The 20,668-nt window shown below is 58.0% G+C and carries 15 protein-coding genes and 1 pseudogene; 6 read left to right on the top strand and 10 right to left on the bottom strand.

Annotated elements, in window-relative coordinates; translation table 11 throughout:
- Position 1: 1 nt before the first annotated feature.
- The 8 genes and pseudogenes from ACT3RR_RS10435 to bcsE form a co-directional block, all read right to left on the bottom strand.
- Positions 2 to 157: pseudogene (locus tag ACT3RR_RS10435) on the bottom strand (type II toxin-antitoxin system RelE/ParE family toxin); the annotation flags it as partial.
- A 12-nt stretch (positions 158 to 169) separates the two neighbouring features.
- Complete coding sequence (locus ACT3RR_RS10430) at positions 170 to 325, bottom strand: hypothetical protein (RefSeq protein WP_353502043.1); 156 nt, start codon at positions 323 to 325, stop codon at positions 170 to 172.
- 230 nt (positions 326 to 555) lie between these two features.
- A complete protein-coding gene (locus ACT3RR_RS10425) occupies positions 556 to 2,211 on the bottom strand; it encodes an ABC transporter permease (protein ID WP_496200259.1) in 1,656 nt (551 codons plus the stop codon).
- A 72-nt stretch (positions 2,212 to 2,283) separates the two neighbouring features.
- On the bottom strand, positions 2,284 to 3,258 hold the full coding sequence (locus ACT3RR_RS10420) for an ABC transporter substrate-binding protein (RefSeq protein ID WP_353503970.1): 975 nt from the start codon (positions 3,256 to 3,258) through the stop codon (positions 2,284 to 2,286).
- A 20-nt stretch (positions 3,259 to 3,278) separates the two neighbouring features.
- Complete coding sequence (locus ACT3RR_RS10415; protein WP_353502045.1) at positions 3,279 to 4,028, bottom strand: ABC transporter ATP-binding protein; 750 nt, start codon at positions 4,026 to 4,028, stop codon at positions 3,279 to 3,281.
- An 801-nt stretch (positions 4,029 to 4,829) separates the two neighbouring features.
- The gene (gene bcsG, locus ACT3RR_RS10410; protein ID WP_496200258.1) at positions 4,830 to 6,488 is read right to left on the bottom strand and encodes a cellulose biosynthesis protein BcsG; all 1,659 of its coding nucleotides are present in this window, start codon (positions 6,486 to 6,488) and stop codon (positions 4,830 to 4,832) included.
- The gene (gene bcsF / locus ACT3RR_RS10405) at positions 6,485 to 6,709 is read right to left on the bottom strand and encodes a cellulose biosynthesis protein BcsF (protein ID WP_485900493.1); all 225 of its coding nucleotides are present in this window, start codon (positions 6,707 to 6,709) and stop codon (positions 6,485 to 6,487) included. Before bcsF ends, bcsG begins: the two co-directional genes overlap by 4 nt.
- A 2-nt stretch (positions 6,710 to 6,711) precedes the next feature.
- Positions 6,712 to 8,316, bottom strand: a complete 1,605-nt coding sequence (gene bcsE / locus ACT3RR_RS10400; protein ID WP_353502048.1) for a cellulose biosynthesis protein BcsE — start codon at positions 8,314 to 8,316, stop codon at positions 6,712 to 6,714.
- Between the two features lie 260 nt (positions 8,317 to 8,576).
- Between bcsE and bcsR the strand changes: the two genes are divergently transcribed.
- The 5 genes from bcsR to ACT3RR_RS10375 are packed head-to-tail and all read left to right on the top strand — an operon-like array spanning position 8,577 to position 17,759.
- Entirely contained in the window at positions 8,577 to 8,795 is a 219-nt protein-coding gene (bcsR, locus tag ACT3RR_RS10395) for a cellulose biosynthesis protein BcsR (protein WP_353502049.1), read from the top strand.
- Between the two features lie 4 nt (positions 8,796 to 8,799).
- Entirely contained in the window at positions 8,800 to 9,516 is a 717-nt protein-coding gene (gene bcsQ, locus ACT3RR_RS10390; RefSeq protein WP_353502050.1) for a cellulose biosynthesis protein BcsQ, read from the top strand.
- Complete coding sequence (gene bcsA, locus ACT3RR_RS10385; RefSeq protein ID WP_496200257.1) at positions 9,516 to 12,131, top strand: UDP-forming cellulose synthase catalytic subunit; 2,616 nt, start codon at positions 9,516 to 9,518, stop codon at positions 12,129 to 12,131. Before bcsQ ends, bcsA begins: the two co-directional genes overlap by 1 nt.
- Complete coding sequence (gene bcsB, locus ACT3RR_RS10380) at positions 12,128 to 14,434, top strand: cellulose biosynthesis cyclic di-GMP-binding regulatory protein BcsB (RefSeq protein ID WP_496200256.1); 2,307 nt, start codon at positions 12,128 to 12,130, stop codon at positions 14,432 to 14,434. Before bcsA ends, bcsB begins: the two co-directional genes overlap by 4 nt.
- Complete coding sequence (locus ACT3RR_RS10375) at positions 14,382 to 17,759, top strand: cellulose synthase subunit BcsC-related outer membrane protein (protein ID WP_496200255.1); 3,378 nt, start codon at positions 14,382 to 14,384, stop codon at positions 17,757 to 17,759. Before bcsB ends, ACT3RR_RS10375 begins: the two co-directional genes overlap by 53 nt.
- A 39-nt stretch (positions 17,760 to 17,798) precedes the next feature.
- On the opposite strand, the gene ACT3RR_RS10370 is transcribed toward ACT3RR_RS10375, so the two are convergent.
- Positions 17,799 to 18,773: a GlxA family transcriptional regulator gene (locus tag ACT3RR_RS10370; protein WP_496200254.1), complete on the bottom strand. Its 975-nt coding sequence runs from the start codon at positions 18,771 to 18,773 to the stop codon at positions 17,799 to 17,801.
- A 143-nt stretch (positions 18,774 to 18,916) separates the two neighbouring features.
- Between ACT3RR_RS10370 and ACT3RR_RS10365 the strand changes: the two genes are divergently transcribed.
- A complete protein-coding gene (locus ACT3RR_RS10365; RefSeq protein WP_496200253.1) occupies positions 18,917 to 19,558 on the top strand; it encodes an HD domain-containing protein in 642 nt (213 codons plus the stop codon).
- Between the two features lie 47 nt (positions 19,559 to 19,605).
- On the opposite strand, the gene ACT3RR_RS10360 is transcribed toward ACT3RR_RS10365, so the two are convergent.
- Positions 19,606 to 20,610 carry a nitrilase family protein gene (locus ACT3RR_RS10360; RefSeq protein ID WP_485900506.1) on the bottom strand — a complete coding sequence of 335 codons (1,005 nt, stop codon included), beginning with the start codon at positions 20,608 to 20,610 and terminating at the stop codon, positions 19,606 to 19,608.
- Positions 20,611 to 20,668 lie beyond the last annotated feature (58 nt).

Genomic DNA, 20,668 nt, shown 5'->3' with positions numbered 1-20,668 from the left:
GCTATGACCTCCGTTTTATCGCCTTCATTCGCTGAACGGCTAATTTCAATGATTGCCGTGGTGTCTTTTGTGTTTTCTTGTGCAGCACATGCACCACGTTAATCTGACGTCTTTCCATGAAAAAATAGAAAGCGCGACCTTGCCCATCAAGGCTGGTGACCCGAAGCTCTCAAATGCCTTCTCCTACATACCTCACCTGCGGCTCCTGCAAGAAAGGCCCAAACTCTGTCAGTTGCGTAAAACCAAAAAGCATTGCGGCAACCATTGAAGGGGGTAACTGCTCCAACTCTTTTTGAGCACTGCGGGTTAAAGCGACTTGATACATTCCGCCATCCTTGGAGTAATCAATTATGATGTTTTTAACCAATAAGTAAAGTCACCATTTATGATTACTTTCCTTTATTGGAATGAATGTCGCATTAGGAGTGTAAACAGCATGTATGGCTGCAAAACACTCCTTTTGAGCATTCTAAAGTGTCAGGATTTTGGCGCGAGTGCTTAAAGTGAAGGTGCCGAGACAACTCGCAAAAATGGCGGGGATATAGCTATTACAGGTCACGCCAACTTGCGATTCTGCAATTTCACCGCGATCAGCATCAGCGTGACGCCTATCAGCACGGCAATCGACGCCATCGCCATGCCGTCGCCAACCGAACCTTGCTCAAACTGCCGCCAGACAAATACCGACACGGTTTGTACACCTGCGGGAGCCAGCAGCAGCGAAGTGACCAGCTCGCGCGACGCCACCGCGAACACCATCATCATGGCGGCCAGCAGGCTTGGGCGAACCAGCGGCAGTAGGATCCGCCACAGCGCCTGACCCGCGCTGGCGCCGTGCACCCGGGCCGCGGCGTCGAGATTGCCACCAATCTGCTTTAGGGCGGCGCTGGCGTAGCGCACCGGATAAGGCAGCAGCAGACAGCAGTAGGCCAGCAGCAAAATCGCCCAGCTGTTGTAAGGCGTGACCGGCCAGAAGGTCCGGTTCCACGCCAGTATTAGCCCGACGCCCACCACAATGCCCGGCAGCGCGGCGGGGAGCAGAGATAACCCGTCAATTGCCGCCGAGCCGCGAGTCTTGCGCACCACAACCAGCCACGACGCCAACAGGCCGACGGCCCCGGTGATCAGCGCCGTGCCCAAGGCCAAGCCGAGGCTAGTGCTGAGCGCGCCCAGCGCATCGCCGTCAATTTCAAACAGCGCCGCATAGTGGCGAAGTGAGAGGTTTTGCCACGAAATGCCGCCGGACAGCGTGTTTGAGAATGCCGTCAGTGCCATAGAGCACAGCGGCATTACCACCGTGACCAAGCCAACCAGCGAGAACAGGGCTAACACCGGCCATTTCGCCGCGCCCAGAGGTTTCGCCACCACGTCCGCCGGTTTGCCGGTCAGGGTTTCCACATTGCGCCCGGCCAGCACCGCGCGCTGCACGCAGTAGGCGCAAAGCGCCAGAGACACCAGCACCAAAGACAGCACGGCGGCACCGGGCATGTCCACTGGCCAGTCGGCCAGCTTCTGCTCAATGCCGGTAGTCAGCAGGTTCACGCCGCTGCGTGCGCCCAACGCGCCGGGCACGCCATACTCTTCAATCGTCAGGGTGAAGGCCAGCAGCAGGCTGGAGGCCATGGCGGGTAGAGCTAAAGGCAGGGTGACGCGGAAAAATGCCCGCCACGGCCCCGCGCCGTGAATGCGCGCGACGTCGGCCAGTCTGCTGCCACTGGCGGCCATGCTGCGCGACACTGCGAAGTAGACCACTGGGAAGATGTTGAGGGTCATCACCGCAATCATTCCCGGCACTGAGAACAAAAACGCATTGAGACGCACGGCCAGAAGCTGTTCCAGATAGCCATTGGTTTGCAACGCCAGCATCCACGATAGGGCGGCGATGTAAGGCGGCACCATGAAGGGGATCAGAAACACTAAGTCCCACAGCGCCGCGCCGGGCAAGGCGAATAACCCGCGCAGCGCGCCGAGAGGAATGCCAATAATGGCGCTGCACAGCGCCACGCCAAGCCCGACTTTCAGCGTGCTAATGACCATTTCCCGCAGCTGGGCATCACTAAAAAGTCGGCCAAAAGGGGCAAAAGCGTCGCTAAAAGCACCGCCGTCGAGATGTGGAAAGATAGCCTGCAATACGACAAAACTAACCGGCAGCCCCACCAAAAGCAGCAGCGCAGCGCCGGTGAGCGCGGGTAACAAGAGCGTCTTATTCATCAGAAGAGTGTCTGTTGGTGTAAACAGGGAAGATAACGTCAGGGCCGGCTTGCGGCCCTGAACATGGATGACTCAGCGTTGACCAAACAGAGCGGCAAATCGGTCAAGAACCTCTTTGCGCGATGCCGAGGCTTGAGCCTCTTCTGGCAGCAGTTTCAAAGACTTAAACAGAGGGCGCTTGGCGTCGATATCGGTGCGCGCTGGCATCAGCCAGGCTTCGGCAACCAGCTTCTGGCCTTCTTCCGAAAGGGCGTAATCGATAAAGGCTTTGGCCTCTTTTTGCTCTTTGCTCGACTTAAGGATCATCATCGGGCGCGGCGCGATCACCGTGCCGGTAGATGGGAAAATCACTTTAATCGCCTCACCGTCCTGCACGCTGCTGTAGGACACATAATCCACCGCGCCGAATACCGCGGCTTTCGCCCCTTGCAGCACTGGCGTCAGGGCCTGCGCATTAGGCCCGGCAATCACCATGCCGTTGGCTTTTAGCTGGTCAAAAAGCTTCCATGCCTGCTCGTGCTGGGCATTTTGTAACCCGATCAGCAAATCGAGCGAAGCCCCGGACAGCGCCGGGTCAGGCGTGGTGACTTTATCTTTAAATTCAGGCTTGGCGAGATCAGCCCACTCTTTTGGCTCCGGCGTGCCGCTTTTGGTATTCCAGACAATCCCCAACGCCGAAATGCCCTGAGCCACGTAATAAGGCGTTTTGAACTGCGCCGGAACCTGCGCCGCGTTAGGGCTTTGGTAAGGCAGCAGCCAGTCGCGTTTTTGCAGGTCTTCGGCGGTATCCCACGAGGCGGAAATCAGAATGTCCGCGCGCGGATTGGCTTGTTCGGCGTCAAGGCGTGCCATCACTTTGCCGGTGGTGGCCTGAAATACGTCGACTTTGACGCCAGTCTGCTTTTCATAACCTGCGGCCAATTTTTTAGCCAGAGAGCCTGGCCCGGCGGTGTAGAGCGTCAGGGCATTTGCGCTGCCCGCCATTGCGAGAGAAAGAGTCATTGCAGTGATCAAACCTGTTTTCGATATAAAAGGAGTGCGTTTCATCATCAGTTATCCATCAGAGGTTAAAGAGCAAAAGGAACAACGCGGGAAGGTTCAATATGGTCAAGTCGCGCGATCTGGCCGTGCTCCATGCGAGCCACGCAGTGCGCCAAAGCTTGGGCTTCTTGCGGGTCATGGGTGACGTAAACCGCCGTAGTGCCCAGCTGACGCAGGAGCACCGCCATCTCTTCACACAGGGTTTCGCGCAGGTGACGGTCGAGGTTGGAGAGAGGTTCGTCGAACAGCAGGATTTGCGGCTCGGCGACAATCGCCCGCGCCAGCGCCACGCGCTGCTGCTGCCCGCCAGAAAGCTCAGCAGGGCGGCGTGCGGCGAAATCCGCTAACCCCACGCGCTCGAGGGTTGCCATCACGCGCTGCTTTTGCTCCGCTCCGCGCACGCCGCGCATCTGCAAGGGAAACGCGACGTTCTGCATCACGCTCATGTGCGGCCAAAGCGCGTAATCCTGAAACGCCATGCCCAACGAGCGTTTTTCCGGCGGCAAGCTAAAGCGACCGGCAGCCACGCGAGTGGCACCAAAGTGGATCTCACCCGATGACGGATGCAGCAGTCCGGCTAACAGTTTCAGCAGCGTACTTTTCCCGCAGCCCGAAGGGCCGAGCAGGGCGATGATGGTACCTTTCGGCACCTCGAGATTGACGTGATTGAGTACCCGATTTGCCCCAAATTGGTAACAAACCTGATGAACAGCGATTGCGGGCAAGGAAGACGCGCAGGGGCGCGATCCCAGAGCCGCAAGGTCTGGAGTGGTCATGGGAACTATCCTCTTTGGGATTTAATGTATCGCTGGAGCTTAAAGGGGATTGATGACGGATTTATGACTGTTGGGGGAAACAGTCGGCGTCGCTTTTTAGCCTTGGGCAGCGGCCCAAACGCGCTTTTAAATTCAAATTCAACTTCAAGGTCGTGGGCGTCGGCCCACACCGTTTTAAGGTCAAGGTCGTGCGCTGCCGCCACACAGGCCTCAAGGGGCGCCTATCGCCGCGCCCCTCAAGACTCCCAGGCTCTTTACTGCGCGCTTCGCTCGTGAGGCGGACGTGTTTCAGGGACTTCCGTTATCCACCGCAAAATGTCGCCGCTTAGGCGGTGCCTTCGCCACGGGATTCGAGCCTTTGGTCTCGAACCTCTCGCTCAGCGCCATTTTTGACTGCGGTTTTGAGGCATTTCGACCGTGCCGTTTCAGTGAAGTTCTATTCGGCTCCTCCCCCTGACAAGAGGGAGGAGCAAGGCAATAACAAACAGAAAACCTGAAAAGGCACGGTGTAAAAGCCAGTAGGTCGCGTTCAGAAGTGACGCCGAGCAAGAGGTGGAAAACCGCGAGTCTTTTTTCGCGGGTTCTAATCCCGCAGCGAGGGAACCGCCTAAGCGGCGGCACTTCGCGGCGATCATTTTGGCGGCTGGAACACGTCCATTCCGACCCTGCGCAGCCTCGATCTCACAAAAGAAAAAACGCAGGGTTCCAAGGGAGGCGCGTTTACGCCTCCCTTGGTCGGTGTGGGCCGACGCCCACGACCTTGACCTTGACCTTAAAGCAGCTCAAAGGGCTGCCCCTTACTCACTGTGGATAGGGAACCCAGCTCCCGCCATTCAACCGGATGTAGAACTTCCCTTGATACTCCATGACCACGGCGTTCTCGTTTTCTGACACCCTTGGGGTTTCAGGCAGGTTGCCGCTGAGGGTTGGCCAGTCGACGGTGGGAGAGGTGAACAGCTTGCCGTCCACGGCGCGGGAGACCAGCTCGGAGAGGGCCAGATAGCTACTGGGTTGATCGATTTTCAGCGGCGTGGCTGGGTGCGGGGACTGCATACCGAAGAACTTCACGCCGACGGGAATGTGGGTGATGCTCGGGCTTGGGATATCGCGCAGGCCGGAGATCTGCATCTTATCTCCTGCTAAGGCCGCACCGTGCTCGGGTACCACCACCAGCATCACTTTACGGCCAGACTTCTCCAGCTGATCCATAAAAGTATTCAGTTGAGCGAACAGCGTCTCGGCGCGGGTGCGGTAATCCGCCGGTTTATTGGTGCCAACGTAACGGTTGCCGTCGTGTAGCGGCACGAGGTTGAAGAAAGTCGCGGTGCGATTACTACCGGCTTTCTGCTGATTCTCCAGCCAGCGGGTGAATAACTGACCGTCGTTGTAGATTGGCGAACCGTCGAAAGAGGTCAGATTATGGCCCAGCCCGGCTTGCGACATCAGTGGTGCCTGCAACCCAGCATCTTTGCGTAAGTCTTTAATATAGTTGCCAAACTCACCGGTGTGATCCATCGCCAACTGGGAACCAAAACCCAGGCGCGCGAGATCGTCAAACAGGTAACATTTCTGGCCAGAGGTTTGATACAAATCGTGGTGCGACGTCTGGCCACAGCTGGCGCGCAGCAGGCGAATCGAGGCCGGGTCGCTGTAGGAGGTGGCGGAGTTAAAATTGCTGAACACCATGTCGAAGCGCGACCAGAGCGGAGAATTCGCCAGATTGGCGGCATCCAGATCCGACCACGCCAGCGAACAAATGTTGATCACTAACAGATCAAACGGCTGGGCGTCGGCGGGCAGAGCTTCAGGGAATAGCGTCTGACGAGTGCGCTCGCGCTGATAGAACTGCTCTAAATAGGCATTCAGATTTTCATTAGTTGGCGGCCCGCTGACGGTATTGGGCAGGGATTCGCCACTGCGCGGTTGAGCCACCGGCTGGCTGACTGGGGTGGAAATGTTCGCCACGGCTTTCGCTTCGGGCGATGACCAGCCCGGTAGCACCAACAGGCTGACATTCAGCCAGACCAGTACCGCCACGGTTAGCGTAGTGATGCGGATCCACTGCGCCACAAACAGATAAGCCACCAGCAGCACGAAGGCTACGCCAACCCACTGCCAGTTAATAAAGCGGTCGGTCAACTCGAGCAGGTAGTCGAGGCTAAATCCGCTGACGTCGCCGCCCTGACTGACGATGGTGCGCCAGCCCGGTAGCCAGGTGTCGTGATAAAACAGCCCTAAACCAAAAGGCAGGGCCAGCCAGTGTCGCCAGCGATGCAGGCGCAGAGACGGCAGGGGGAACAGCAGGCAGGCGGCAAAAATCAGGTTGCCGATGGCGTCGAAATTGAGATAACCCTGCCACAGCAGAATAAATTTCAGCAGAAAATAGTAATTCCATGCCCCAAGACCACGCCAGGATTGCCACAGGGGAAGGCGAGATGTGTTTAATTTGTTGTTATTCATGATGATCTATTCGATGAGTCTGGCGCTGAATCAGCCGCGGCGAAGGCTTGCTCCGCGCGGCGGGCCTCTTTGGCGGTGATCGGTTTAAGGTAGCGAGGGGACAAAAAGCGCGCCTCGAAGCTCAGTTTCCACCGTGTCAAACGGCGGCCGATGAACATTCCAAAGGGGATAAAAATTATCGCCGCCAGAATGAATATTTCGATAATGTCGCTGATATTCATGGTTATTGCTGATCCTTAGCGCGATGAGGCGTGGCGCTTAAAAGCAAATTGATTGGCTGCGGGTGCGTCGGTTCAGGCGCGTTGGCGGCGTCACGCGGCGGCACGGTCATCTGCTGCGGCTCGGCGACAGGGTCCGGCAGAGCAGGTTTGGCGGCCAAACGGCGAATTTCCGACTGAATATCATCAGCTTGATGCCAAACCGTGCGGCTGGCGAACACTTCATCCACCGGCAGGCTGAACAGCGAACGCAGCACTTGCTCTACATCGCCGGCCTGGCAGTTGGAGAGAAACAGCAGCAGATGACGCTCGGTCAGTGACAAAATATCGCCGTCGCGGCGCAAATGACACAGCGACATCGACTGCGCCGGATTGATGCCCGTCACCGGGCGCAGGGAAATCAGCACGCCCGGTGCGTCGGTCTGCTGCTCGGCGTGGCTCCAGATGGACTGCATCACTTTGCAGAAGGCCGGCAGCGGCAGGTAGCCTTTGTGATGGGTCGGCAGGCGGCCTTGCAGCAGTTGCTCAATATCGTCCGACACCTGACGGGTGAAGCTCAGAGGCTGAATATCCTCCAGCAGGGTGAGGAAGCTGGAAAGACGCGCCGCCTGTGGCACCACCAAATTGGCACCGCAGGCCTGCAATAGGCGCTGGTCGGCGTAGCGCAGAGCAGCGCCCAGTTCGCGCACTACAATTTTCAATCCGCCGCCGCGCTGGGTGCGCAGCAGGTGGATTTGCCGGGCGAGGGTTTCAACCTGCTCATTGCTATTAAGGGCGAAAATCAGCGTAGCCGAGCGAGCACGCATACCACTTTCGGCCAGTGCCGCGTTGTCTTCAAACAGCTGCCAGTTGCCGGAGAGAGGCGGCGCGCCTTCCAGCACGCCGCGCTCGGCCAAAAAGGCCCACTGATCGTCACTGAGCGCGGCCGGGCCAGCGTCGGCGGCGGCTTTGGGCATTACCGACCAGCCAAGCGGGCGCTTTTGTAGCGCGTAAGTGGTATTGGCCTCCGCGGTCACTTGGTTATGCCACCAGGAAATAACCCACTGCGCTGGCTCAATATCACTGCGCAAATGGCAAAGACCATATAAAGCACGATGATAAGTATGGAGTTTTAATTTAAGGTTCTGCTCAGATTTGCCATGGGCAATAATAAGTAGCGCAATCTTCTTAGATTTCGCTAGCGCGCTGATTTCATGCAGCCAATGGGCAAACTCTTGCTCGCTGAACCCCTGCCAAACGCCGTTGGGAAACAATAAAACCACCAGTTTATTTTGTTCACCAATCACACGATTGAGATCACGCGACAGAGATTTGAACGCCTTTTTATCCGTCGGCATCGCATATTGCTTGACCGAGGGGGCGGACGAAATAAGGCGCGAAATGAGCACGTGGTCCGGGGAAAGAGGGCGTTGCTTGTTACTCGTAATGAGATTTTCTTGAGGATAAATAATCGTCGTTATTATTTTAATTTCTTGTGCATCAAGCACCTGACCCGCCAGCTCGTAAGCCGCATTTTGGCTATCTGCGTTGACCCAGTAAAGCCCGCTGGACTGCATTTCAGCCAATTCATTCCAGAATTGCTTGGTGCCAAAAGAAAGGGAAAGAGCCATTATTTGTATAGCCTAAATAAGTTTGCCGGAATAAGTCTGACTGACTTGCTGGCATAAGGTGTAACATCATTTTAATTGAAAGTATGCTTTGGAGACAATTAGAAATATGATTATAATAACCGAAATTTCTTAATCTAAATATTTCGGGCATTGCCCCATCCCATATCCAGTAAAGAACATCCTAATACCACAACTTATTTTTAGTCGGCGGTGTTGTTTTTATATCTCAGGAAATGTGAGGGAAGCGGAGTGAAAAAGAGATGCGACCTGATAGCCCAGTAGTCAATAGCGAAAAAGATAATGAAAACGATGATTTACTGGCGTTAAGTCACCTTTTTGCCTTACCTGAATTACATTATATCGATATAGCCCGTAAAGAAAAAATTCCGCAGGTATTAAAACGCTGGCCACTGCTGGCTGAATTATCTCCGAAAGCGGATTTTCATCCCGACCACGAATTAACTCACAACCAAGGGTGATCTCATGCCTGTTATTGCCCTTCAGGGGATCCGGGGAGGAACCGGCGTCACCTCAGTCACTGCGTCTTTAGCCTGGGCGCTGTCTCAGGCCGGTGAGAAGGTGTTGGCTATCGATTTTTCGCCCGCTAATCTCTTACGTTTACACTTTAATATGCCTTACGACTCGCCGCGTGGCTGGGCCACGGCGGTGCGCGCAGGCGAGGGCTGGGAGCAGGGCGCGATGCGCTATCATTCCCATCTCGATTTCTTGCCTTTCGGCCAACTGCCTGCCATCGAGCAAACGCAGGTTTACTGCGACTGGCAAGATAACCTGACAAAAATTGACAATACTGGCGTCTATGATTGGGTGCTGCTCGACACGCCCGTTGACCAACCGGCGCTGGCGGCGCAGGCACTCTCTATTGCCGACCACGCTTTCACCTTGCTGCACGCCGACAGCCAGTCGCACGTTCGTTTGCATCAGCAGCCGATGCCCGCCAATAGCCATTATCTGGTGAATCAGTTCATGCCTGGCAGCCAGTTGCAGCAAGACATTCTGCTGCTATGGCAACAGAGCCTGCCGCGCCTGCTGCCGCTGATCCTGCACCGTGACGAAGCCATGGCGGAGTCTCTGGCTGCTAAGCGTCCGGTGGGCGAAATGGCCCCACTGAGCAAAAGCTGCCAAGAGATGCAGGCTCTCGCCAGCTGGTGTCAAATCCACCTGCGCGCGGGGCAGAAGTAATGAGTCGCCTGCTTCGCGCCTTGCTGGTGCCTCCGGTCGCCAGCGCCTTACAACAGCGTTATCGCAATTATCGCCAGCAGGGCGCGTCGCATGTCGCCAGTCTGCTGATGGTGATGTGCGTCACGCTGGGCTGGCTGTTGCTGCGCTTTGAGTCTCCAGCGTGGCAGCGCGTGCGTCAGCGCCGCGCCCAGTGGTTCCCCCATATTTCTGCCCAACGCCCGCGCCCGGCGGACCCCATCCGCTACCTGCTGCAAACCTGCTGGCTACTGCTGTTTATTCCGGCAGGCGGCCTGCGCGGGCGGGTAAAAGTCAGTGACTGGCCGCAGCGTTTACGCGCCAAGATGCACAACTGGCTGGACGCGATGCCCGCGCGCATCACCCATAGCCCCTTGTCAGAGAAGGTGATGCATCCGATGCGTGGCCTGAGCAAGCTGGCAAGAAGGGCGCTGATCGTCATCGGTTCGCTGGTCGCCACCGTGCTGGTGATGTTCTGCATCTCGCAGCCCTTCGGCTATCTGGCGCAGTTCATATTTGTGGTGCTGCTGTGGAGCCTCGCCATGCTGGTGCGCCGCATTCCGGGGCGCTTCCCGACGCTGATGCTGATCGTCCTCTCGCTGACCGTCTCCTGTCGCTATCTGTGGTGGCGCTACACCTCAACCCTCAACTGGGATGACCCGGTGAGCCTGATTTGCGGCCTGCTGCTGTTAGCGGCGGAAACCTACTCATGGGTGGTACTGGTGCTGGGCTACTTCCAGACCATTTGGCCGCTGAACCGCAAACCGGTGCCAATGCCCACGGACATCGCCGTCTGGCCGCAGGTGGATCTGCTGATCCCCACGTATAATGAACCTCTTAGCGTGGTGAAACCGGCGATGTACGCCGCGCTGGGGCTGGACTGGCCGAAAGAAAAGCTGACCATTTGGCTGCTCGACGACGGCAATCGCCCCGAGTTTGCTGATTTCGCCAAGGAAATCGGCGTGCAATATATTGCGCGGCCGACCCACGAACACGCCAAGGCGGGCAACATCAACAATGCCTTGAAGCAGTGTAAAGGGGAGTTGGTGGCGATTTTCGACTGCGACCACGTGCCGACGCGCTCCTTCTTGCAGCTCACCGTCGGCTGGTTCTTCAAAGACAGCAAGCTCGGCATGTTGCAGACCCCGCATCACTTCTTCTCGCCGGATCCGTTCGAACGCAATCTGGGCCGAGTGCGCCGCACGCCAAACGAGGGCGAGCTGTTCTATGGCTTAGTGCAGGACGGCAACGACCTGTGGGACGCCAGCTTCTTCTGCGGCTCTTGCGCCGTGCTGCGCCGCAGCGTGCTGGATGAAATCGGCGGTATTGCGGTGGAAACCGTCACCGAAGACGCCCACACCTCACTGCGCATGCACCGCCACGGCCACACCTCTGCCTATATTCGCATTCCACAAGCAGCCGGATTGGCGACTGAAAGTCTGTCAGCCCACGTCAACCAGCGTATTCGCTGGGCGCGCGGCATGGTGCAGATTTTCCGCCTCGACAACCCGCTGTGGGGCAAAGGGCTGAAGCTGGCGCAGCGTCTGTGCTACGCCAATGCCATGTTGCACTTCTTGGCGGGCATCCCGCGCCTGATCTTCCTGACGGCGCCTTTGGCTTTTCTGCTGCTTAATGCCTACATCATCTATGCCCCGGCGCTGGCTATCGCGCTGTACGTGCTGCCGCACATGGTTCATGCCAGCCTGGCGACCTCGCGGGTGCAGGGGAAATATCGCCACTCTTTCTGGAGTGAAATCTATGAAACCGTGCTGGCGTGGTATATCGCCCGGCCAACCACGGTGGCGCTGTTTAACCCGCGCGCCGGGAGCTTTAACGTCACGGCGAAAGGGGGGATGCACGACAAATCCTACGTCGACTGGAAAATCACCCGGCCTTATCAGTTTCTGATGTTGCTCAATCTGCTGGGCTTTGGCGTGGGGATCTGGCGTCTGTTCCACACGCATTCCGACGAGTTTTATACCGTGCTGATAAGCCTCGCGTGGGTGACCTACAACATGATTATTCTGGGCGGCGCCATCGCCGTGGCCTTTGAAGCCAAGCAGGTCAGGCAGGCGCACCGCGTGGAAGTCTCCATGCCCGCCGCGCTGGCCCGCGAAGATGGCCATATCTATGTCGCCACCATGCAGGACTTCTCGGACAGCGGCGCAGGTATCGCCACGGCCGGTGCCGCGCACTTCAGCAAAGGTGACAATGTCACTTTATTATTGCCTCGCGGCCAGCAGGAATATGCTTTCCCGTGCCGCATAAGCCGAGTATTTGGTGAAAACATTGGCGTGCAGCTGTTGCCAATGACCACCGCGCAGCACGTCGATTTTATTCAATGTACCTTCGCCCGCGCCGACAGCTGGGTAGTACGCAGCGACAGCTTCCCTGAGGACAAGCCTCTGGAAAGCCTGCGCGAAGTGCTAGGGCTGGGCATTCGTGGCTATCTGCGCATGCTGGATATTGCGCCTTACCGCTTCCGGCCGCTGGTCGCGCGCGGCAACACTTTTGGCCGCTGGGCGGTCTCCTTCCTGCCTCGCAATCCGTCGCTGTCCGTGCAGCCTGATGAATCAACCTTAACGATGATAAAAAAATGAAACTACTTCCTTTACTCACTTTGATGACTGCGGCATGGGGTGCGGCAGCTCCGGCGTTGCATGCCGAAACCGCGCCGCTGGATTCGCCGCAGGCCACCGCCATTCCGCTGGTTGCTCCGGCGGCGGTGCCGATGATTATTCCCGGCGCGCCGGTGCGTGAGGTAAATCTGCCGTTTCAGGCGATGGTGCCTGAGCCGGGCGCCATGACCCTGCGCGGCTTCAAGCCCTCGGGCGTGATTGAGTTTGGGGTGCGTAGTGATGAAGTAGTGACCCAGTCCACCCTGAATCTGCAATACACGCCGTCGCCGTCGCTGATCCCGGTGCAGTCGCACCTGAAGGTGTTTCTCAATGACCAACTGATGGGCGTGCAAACCATCGAGAAAGACCAGCTCGGCAAGCCGAATCAGTTAAAGATGGCTATCGACCCGCGCTATATTTCCGACTTCAACCGCATCCGGCTGGAGTTTGTCGGCCATTATCAGAATGTCTGTGAAAACCCGGCCAACAGCACGCTGTGGCTGGAAGTGGGCAAGGGCAGCTCGCTGTCGCTGACCGTGCAGAAGCTGCCGTTGAGCAACGACTTGGCCCACTTCCCGGTGCCATTCTTTGATGCCCGCGATAGCCGCCCGCTGACGTTGCCGATGGTGTTCTCCGCCGCCCCGGACGCCGGTGAGCAGCAGGCCGCCGCCATTTTGGCCTCGTGGTTTGGGGTTAAAGCCCAGTGGCGCGGCCAGACCTTCCCGGTGCTCTATAACCAACTGCCGGACAGCCACGCCGTGGTATTCGCCACCAATGACCATCGCCCGGACTTCCTGCGCGACCTGCCGCCGGTGAAAGGGCCGACGGTGCAGATGGTCAGCCAGCCGGACAATCCTTACGTCAAAATGCTGCTGGTGCTGGGGCGTGACGATAAAGATCTGGTGACCGCCGCTAAGGGCATTGCGCAGGGGAATCTGCTGTTCCGTGGGTCAAATGTCAGCGTGGATAATGTCGAACAGATCAACCCGCGCCAGCCTTACGACGCGCCAAACTGGGTGCGCACCGACCGCCCGATGCACTTTGGCGAACTGAAGCAGTACGCCGAACAGTTACAGGGTAACGGCATTGAACCCAACCCTATCACCCTGAATATGAACCTGCCGCCGGACCTGTTCCTGATCAACAGCAACGGCATCGATATGCGGCTGAAGTACCGTTACACCTCGCCGCAGGTGAAGAATACTTCGCGCCTGAGCATCAGCCTGAACAATCAGTTCCTGCAAGATTTCACTCTGGTGCCGGGCAGCGAGCAGGGTTCGCAACTGCTGCACTTGACCATGCTGCAGGGGCTGCTGGATGACCACAAAGACCTGATGATCCCTGCTTTAAAACTGGGTGCGGTGAACCAGCTACGTTTTGATTTTGACTACAGTTCGCTGCTGGCGGGCACCGCCGAAGGGCGCTGTGAGACTTACACTACGGTGCAAAACCACGTGGTGATTGATGACAGCTCCACCATCGACTTCTCCGGTTATCGCCACTATATGTCGATGCCGGACCTGCGCGCCTTTACCAACGCCGGTTTCCCGTTCAGCCGTCTTGCAGACCTGTCACAGACGCTGGTGCTGGTGAAAGCTCAGCCACAGCCGGTGCAGCTCACCACCATGCTGGATCAGCTGGGCAACATAGGCTCCCTTACCGGCTATCCGGCAACCGGCGTGGCGGTCAGCAATGACTGGTCGCAGGCCAAAAATGCCGATGCCGATATTCTGATGATTGGCGCGCTGCCGGAGGATTTGCGCGACGCCTCAATCCGTGATGATAAGAAGGCGAACCTGCTGCTCGACGCCACCCGCGCCGCCGTTAATATGCCCAACCGTCAGGTAGCTTTGCCGGAGAACACCGCGCCAGCCAGCGATGCCACGCCGGATGCCGATGTGCAGGTCAGCGCCCAAGGGCCGATTTCCGCCATTGTCGGCCTACAGTCGCCTTACCACGCTCAGCGCAGTGTCGTGGCGCTGCTGGCCGACAGCCCGCAAGGCTTCGCATTGCTCAATCATTCACTGCAGGACAGCAAACAGAAGGCGCTGGTGTATGGCTCGGTGGCGATTTTCCGCGATTCTGGCGTTAACAGCCTGAAAGTGGGCGATGTCTACTATGTCGGCCACCTGCCTTGGTGGGAGCGCGTGTGGAACAAGTTAGCGACGCACCCGGTGCTGCTGGCCTTTATGGCGGTGGTGGCGGTGGTGCTGATCGCCGTCTTGCTGTGGAATGGGCTACGCGCGCTGGGCCGTCGCCGTCTCTCATCCGACGATCAGGATTAATCCCGTGAGGCAGATTTCTCGAGGAGTGCCTTTGTCACTGAGCGCCCTGGCGCTGGCGCTGGAGCTTTGTTTGACTCCCACGGCGCTGTTTGCCGCCGAGCAAGTGGCCCCTGAAGAGTGGCTGCTGGAGCAGGTGCGCATTGGCGAAGCCAGCCATCGCGATGATTTGGTGCGCCAGTCTTTGTATCGGCTGGAGCTGATGGCCCCGGAAAATCCGCAGGTGTTATCTGCCCGTATGCGTCTCGCGCTGCGGGAAGATAATCAAGCGCTGGCCCAGCAGCAGTTGGATAAAATTCAGCAGGTTGCGCCCAACTCGGCGATTTACCGTCAGGCGAAGCTAAGTCTGGAACTGACCTCGCCGGACAAGCAGGCTTTAGTGCAACAGGCGCGCCTGTTCGCCGTGGCTGGCCGTCTGCCAGAGGCCAAGGCGCTGTACGATCAGGCCTTGCAAGGGCAGCCGCCGCCGCGTGAACTGGCGCTGGAGTATTGGCAGCTGGTTGCCCGCATGCCGGGGCAAAGCGCAATGGCCGAACGCCAATTGCAGGCGCTCAATCAGCATTACCCCGGTGATGTGAATGTGCTTCTACAGCTGGCGAAAATGGCCTTTGCCCAGCAGCAAAATGTCCGCGCCATTGCGCTGGTCACCGAGCTTTCCAATTCCGATGAAGGCCGCGAACAGGCGGCGGCCCTGTGGTTAACCGAGATAAAATCCCAGCCGGTGAGCAATCAGTCGGTCGCGGAATTGCAGCATTTTGGCCAAGTGTTCCCCAGTGGCGACTCGGCGATTGAGGCCCAGCAGGAACTACAGCGCCAGCAGGCCTTATTGGCCGATCCTCACTATCAGGCGCGGGTCAGTGGGCTGCAAAAAGTGGCCAGAGGGGCCTCGACCGCCGCCATCGCGCCTCTGAAAGAAGCCCTGCAACAAACCCCCAATGACGCCGACGTGCTGGGCGCGCTGGGTCAGGCCTATTCCCGCGCGGGCAACCGCCAGCAGGCACTGTCGTACTACCGGCAGGCCAAAAAAGCCGACCTCAACGCCGCTTATGGCAATAAGTGGGACAGCCTGATTAAAGCCGACAGTTACTGGCTGGAAATCGAGCAGGGCGATAAGGCGCTGAAGGCCCAAAATGTCAATCAGGCCAGCCAGCACTATCAGCGAGCAAGGCAGATCGACAGCCGCGACCCGTGGGCTTGGGTTGGGCTGGGGGATATCGCCGTGGCGCGCCATGACGATACGCAGGCGGAGCAGGCGTATCTCAGCGCCCTGCGCATTGAGAGCAATAACAGCAGCGCCCAGCGCGGGCTGGCGAATATCTATCAGCGCCAGTCGCCGCAAAAGGCGCTGGATTACATCCAGACGCTCCCCGCGGCGCAGCGCGCCAAGCTCGAGGATATGCAGCGCGGTATTGAAAATAGCCAACTGGCTGACGAGGCCGATCGCCTGGCCAACCAAAAACAGTGGGCCGCGGCGGCGCAGAGCTATCAGCAGTTGCTCAAACTGGATCCGGATAACGTTTGGGCCACTTATCACTATGCCAATGCGCTGCGTGAGACGGGGCGCAACGCCGAGGCCGACGCGGCTTTCACGCCTCTGATCGCCAAGCATCCGGACGATCCGCAGCAGGTCTACGCCTACGCGCTGTATCTTTCCGGCACAGATCGCGACGCCGCCGCCGTGCAGCACCTCAACTCAGTGCCGCAGGCGCGCTGGGACAGCAATATGCGCGAACTGGCGCAGCGCATCACCCTCGACAAGACCTTGAGTGAGATTGACCAGCTGATTGCCCGCGGCGAAAAACCGCAGGCGCGGGAGAAACTGGCCGCCAGCCAGCTGCCGGTGAGCACGTTGAGCCTCAACCAGCAGCGCCGCGTGGCGATGGCCTGGCATGATGTGGGAGAGACGGCGCAGGCCGCTCGTCTGCTTCAGCCAGTGAAAACCGCGGCCCGCGATTTGCCCATCGGCCAAGACAAGGCGCTGATTTACCGCGATTCGGCGCGCCTTGAGCAGCAGACAGGCCAGCCTGAGGCGGCGCGTGAAGATTACCAGCAGGCGATGCTCGCCAGCGGCATGACCACCCAAATGCCTGCCGACAATGACAGTTACACCCGGCTGACGCGCAATCAGGCCGGGGATGAGTGGCTCAATCGCAGTATTCGTGCCGATGCCCATGACCTTTACCGCCAGCAGGACGTCAATTTCACTCTCGATCAGGATATGTCCACCAACAGCGGCACGCCGGGCAAATCCGACCTTAAAGCCAGCACCACCATGCTACAGGCCGATATGCCTTGGTATCAGGGGCGCGCCTTCGTGCGTTCCGACATTGTGCGCATGGATAACGGCTCCTTTGAGAATGTCACCAACGATGAAGGCCAGTATGACGGGTACAGCACCTTGTTTGGCACCTGTAGCAGTCAGGTGAAATGTGACAGCGATTATGGTCAGCGGGCCAGCGGCGTGAGTCTCGGCGCGGGCTATAAAGACCAAACCTGGGAGGGCGATCTGGGCACCACGCCGCTCGGCTTCCCGGTGGTGGATTGGGTTGGCGGGCTGGCCTACAGCAGTGACTGGCAGGATATTGGCTGGACGGCGATGGCGTCGCGCCGGCCAATCTCCAGCTCCATGCTCTCCTACGCCGGGGCGAAAGATCCGCATACCGGCATCAAATGGGGCGGCGTGCGTGCCACGGGTGTCAGTCTCGGCGTCAGTTACGATCAAGGCAAAGCGCACGGGCTGTGGGGCGACATCAGCGCTCATCAGCTGACCGGCAAAAACGTCGCCGACAACAGCCGCGAACGCCTGATGGGTGGCTACTACTATAAAGTCATCAATGAGGATAACCGCCGCGCCACAGTGGGACTGAACTCCATGCTGTGGCACTACCAGAAAGACCTCAGCGGCTACACGCTGGGACAGGGCGGCTATTACAGTCCGCAGCAGTATTTCTCGCTGGCGGTGCCGGTGAACTATCGCCAGCGGACGGACAACTGGTCATGGGAAGTGGGCGGGTCGGTCTCTTGGTCGCGCTCCTCCACCAAAGACCAGAAGCGCTATCCGCTGCCGGGACTGATCCCTGACGGATTGGTGGACAAAGACGCGATAGAACAGGGCAGCAGCAGCTCCGGTTTTGGTTACACGGCGCAGGCGTTGGTTGAAAGACGCGTCAGCTCGCACTGGACGGTCGGCGCGGCGATTGATATTCAGCAGGCCAAGGACTACACCCCGAGCCACTATCTGCTCTATGTCCGCTACTCGCTGGCAGGCTGGCAGGGCGATCTGGATATGCCACCGCGCCCGCTGGTGCCTTACGCCGACTTTAAGTAACGGCTTCAATCACTTCCTCTCCTTAACGGGGAGAGGAAGTTAAGCTTTCACCTCGCCATTAGCATAAAACCTCTTATACTGTGACGGTGTCACTTTAAGGTGGCGCAGAAATGCCCGACGCAAAATATCAACGCTGGAAAAGCCACACTCATCGGCGATTTGCTTAATCGCCAGCTCGTCGTTTTCCAACAAGGTTCTGGCTTGGGAAATGCGCTGTTGCTCCAGCCATTCTGCCGGAGTCTGGCCAATTTCCTGATTGAATAGCCGAGTCAGGTGCCTGACGCTAACCCCCATATGCTGCGCCATGGTCTGTACATTGTGCGGCGATGCCAGAGAACTCAGCACCCAGCGCTGCACATCCTGTAACGCAGAACGGCCGCTGACCGAGGCTTTACCGTGGCGGCTAAACTGCAACTGGCCGCCGGGGCGCTTGAAGAACATCACCAGTTGGGCAGCCACCTGCATGGCAATCTCCCGGCCAACGTCTTCCTCGACCATATTCAACGCCAAATCTAAGCCTGAAGTGACACCCGCCGCCGTGCGCAGCGGGCCGTCACAGAGGAAGATGGCATCGGCATCAACCTGCACCTGCGGGTAGTCACGCGCCAGCTGGTCAGCCACCGCCCAGTGAGTGGTGATGCGCCGGTTATCCAGGAGGCCGCTGGCGGCTAACAGCAGCGCGCCGCTGCACACTGAACCATAACGGCTGCTTTGCAGGGCTAAACGGCGAATCGAGGCGAGCACCGAGTCATCGGAGACAAAGGTGTCGAGCACCGGCGCTCCGGCCAGTAAAAAGGTATCGATAGGCTGGGTTGGCTCATCAGAAAGCTTTAAGTCTGGCAACAGCCGCGCGCCGGAAGAGGAGACGATCGGCTGGTCATCCAGCGCCATCACGCGAAGCTTATACAGCTCGCGGCCCAGTTGGGCATTGGCTTCGGCAAAGACGTCGAGTGGTCCTGAGACGTCGAGCAGCTGCACCCCCGGCACCGCCAAAATAATCACCTGTTTTACCATCTGAGCACTTTCCTCTGTTTTCCTGTCGCGTAACAACGCAATGTCGCTTTTAGTCGTACTGCGACGTTTGAAGACATTTATCATCCCCCTTATTCTCTGCTCATGCAACTCACTGCATCACTGCTTACCAACGAGGAACAATCATGAGTCTAAACATTAACGGTATTCGCATTCCCGACAGCAAGATGGCCCGCGAGGCGACAGAACTGGTGCGCGACACCGAGTCATCATTGCTGTTTAACCACTCCAGCCGCGTGTACTACTGGGCAGCATTAGCCGGGCAACAGCGCAATCTGACCGTCGACCAGGAGCTGCTGTATATCGGCTGTATGTTCCACGACATGGGCCTGACCCATGAACACTGTAGCTGCGACAAACGCTTCGAAGTGGATGGCGCCAACACCGCCCGTGAATTTATGCAGCAGTACGGCGTTTCGGCTCAGGATATCGACAAGGTGTGGACCGCCATCGCGCTGCACACCACGCCGGGCATCCCGGAGTTTATGGACCCAGTGATTGCGCTGGTCACCGCCGGGGTAGAGATGGACGTGCTCGGCATTAACTACGGCGGCTATGAGGATAAAGTTCGCGAAGACGTGGTGGCGGCTTTCCCACGCACCGCGCAATTTAAAGAAGACATTATTCAGGCATTTTACGACGGCATTAAACACAAGCCGGATACCACTTTCGGTAACGTGAAAGCCGACGTCATTGCTGATAAAGAGCCAGATTTTATGAAAGGTAATTTCTGCCAGGTTATCCGCGCTTCACGTTGGAAGGCGTAATTAAGAGGGATTGACCCGCGCCGCAGGCTGTGACGCGGGGTTTTGGCTTAATCCTGTTTGATATTGTGGCTGGCCACGGCGGTTTCTTCTGCGGAGAAACGCGCGCTGATGGCGTCACGCTCGTAGCCCTGCGGCTCAGCCAGAATCTGATACAACGCTGGGCGACGGCCGTAAATCCAACGCCGCCCGGTACTCAGAGGGATAAGCGTCAGATCCAGCTCGGCTGTAACCATGGTATCCGCCGCCGCCCAAGTTTCATTGATGATCCGCCCATAGGGGTCGAGGATCATCGCGTTGCCCGTTCGCACCTCATCGTCATCAGCCCCCACGCCATTGCTAAACAGAATAAACAATCCATTGTCGTGCGCCCGTGAAGGCAACCAGCGCATCAGCCATTCACGGCCATTCGGGCCTAGGAAGGCGGCGGTAATTTCCTCTTTCTTTTCATGCCGCTGTTGCCATAAATCCAGTGGAATGGGCTTCATGCCGTGCGGGCTGCGGGAGTTCGTTCCTCCCGTTTGGTGCGGCGCAAGCAGAATGTCAGCGCCCAACAGGGTAGTCGCCCGGACGTTTTCCACCAGATTGTTATCCCAGCAGATCAATATGCCGACCTTCACGCCCCAAGGGGTATCAAACACGGTATAAGCATCGCCGCTGCTGATGGCCTGATGCTCGAAGGCGTGGAGTTTACGATGAGTGTGGAAGCTGCCGTCCGGCATGCAGGCCGCATAAGCATTGAACAGACGCCCGTCGTCGGCCAGCTCGATTAACCCCACGCCAATCAGCATATTGTGGCGCATGGCCAGCGAGCGAATTAGCGCCAGAGAAGGGCTGTCGGACAGCGGCTCAGCCAGCTGCCGCACCTCATCCGCGCTGAGTTTCGGCACGTGCCAATAGCCGGTAATGCACATCTCCGGGAAGGCGAGGATCTGGATGCCCTGCAGCGCGGCTTGTTCTATGTACTTTTCAATCACCATCAAATTGTATTTCTTGTCGCCCGCCTGGTGCTGAAACTGCACCACGGCGCTTTTAATCAGATTGCTACCAGTCATGTCATTCTCCCGTTCACTTCGGTTCACTGGCTGGTATTACAGCAACTTCACTGATAAC

The organism is Ewingella sp. AOP8-B2-18 (assembly GCF_052376015.1).
Taxonomy (GTDB): Bacteria; Pseudomonadota; Gammaproteobacteria; order Enterobacterales; family Enterobacteriaceae; genus Ewingella; species Ewingella allii.
Note: the sequence above shows the minus strand (reverse complement) of the source record. Positions and strands in the feature narration are given on the sequence as shown.

Excerpts from the sequence above, each read along its gene's own strand:
- bcsA (WP_496200257.1), top strand. The coding sequence starts at position 9,516 with ATGAGTCGCCTGCTTCGCGCCTTGCTGGTGCCTCCGGTCGCCAGCGCC.
- ACT3RR_RS10430 (WP_353502043.1), bottom strand. The coding sequence starts at position 325 with ATGTATCAAGTCGCTTTAACCCGCAGTGCTCAAAAAGAGTTGGAGCAG.
- ACT3RR_RS10375 (WP_496200255.1), top strand. The coding sequence starts at position 14,382 with ATGGGCTACGCGCGCTGGGCCGTCGCCGTCTCTCATCCGACGATCAGG.
- ACT3RR_RS10415 (WP_353502045.1), bottom strand. The coding sequence starts at position 4,028 with ATGACCACTCCAGACCTTGCGGCTCTGGGATCGCGCCCCTGCGCGTCT.
- bcsG (WP_496200258.1), bottom strand. The coding sequence starts at position 6,488 with ATGAATAACAACAAATTAAACACATCTCGCCTTCCCCTGTGGCAATCC.
- bcsR (WP_353502049.1), top strand. The coding sequence starts at position 8,577 with ATGCGACCTGATAGCCCAGTAGTCAATAGCGAAAAAGATAATGAAAAC.
- bcsB (WP_496200256.1), top strand. The coding sequence starts at position 12,128 with ATGAAACTACTTCCTTTACTCACTTTGATGACTGCGGCATGGGGTGCG.
- bcsE (WP_353502048.1), bottom strand. The coding sequence starts at position 8,316 with ATGGCTCTTTCCCTTTCTTTTGGCACCAAGCAATTCTGGAATGAATTG.
- bcsF (WP_485900493.1), bottom strand. The coding sequence starts at position 6,709 with ATGAATATCAGCGACATTATCGAAATATTCATTCTGGCGGCGATAATT.
- bcsQ (WP_353502050.1), top strand. The coding sequence starts at position 8,800 with ATGCCTGTTATTGCCCTTCAGGGGATCCGGGGAGGAACCGGCGTCACC.
- ACT3RR_RS10420 (WP_353503970.1), bottom strand. The coding sequence starts at position 3,258 with ATGAAACGCACTCCTTTTATATCGAAAACAGGTTTGATCACTGCAATG.
- ACT3RR_RS10425 (WP_496200259.1), bottom strand. The coding sequence starts at position 2,211 with ATGAATAAGACGCTCTTGTTACCCGCGCTCACCGGCGCTGCGCTGCTG.
- ACT3RR_RS10370 (WP_496200254.1), bottom strand. The coding sequence starts at position 18,773 with ATGGTAAAACAGGTGATTATTTTGGCGGTGCCGGGGGTGCAGCTGCTC.
- ACT3RR_RS10365 (WP_496200253.1), top strand. The coding sequence starts at position 18,917 with ATGAGTCTAAACATTAACGGTATTCGCATTCCCGACAGCAAGATGGCC.
- ACT3RR_RS10360 (WP_485900506.1), bottom strand. The coding sequence starts at position 20,610 with ATGACTGGTAGCAATCTGATTAAAAGCGCCGTGGTGCAGTTTCAGCAC.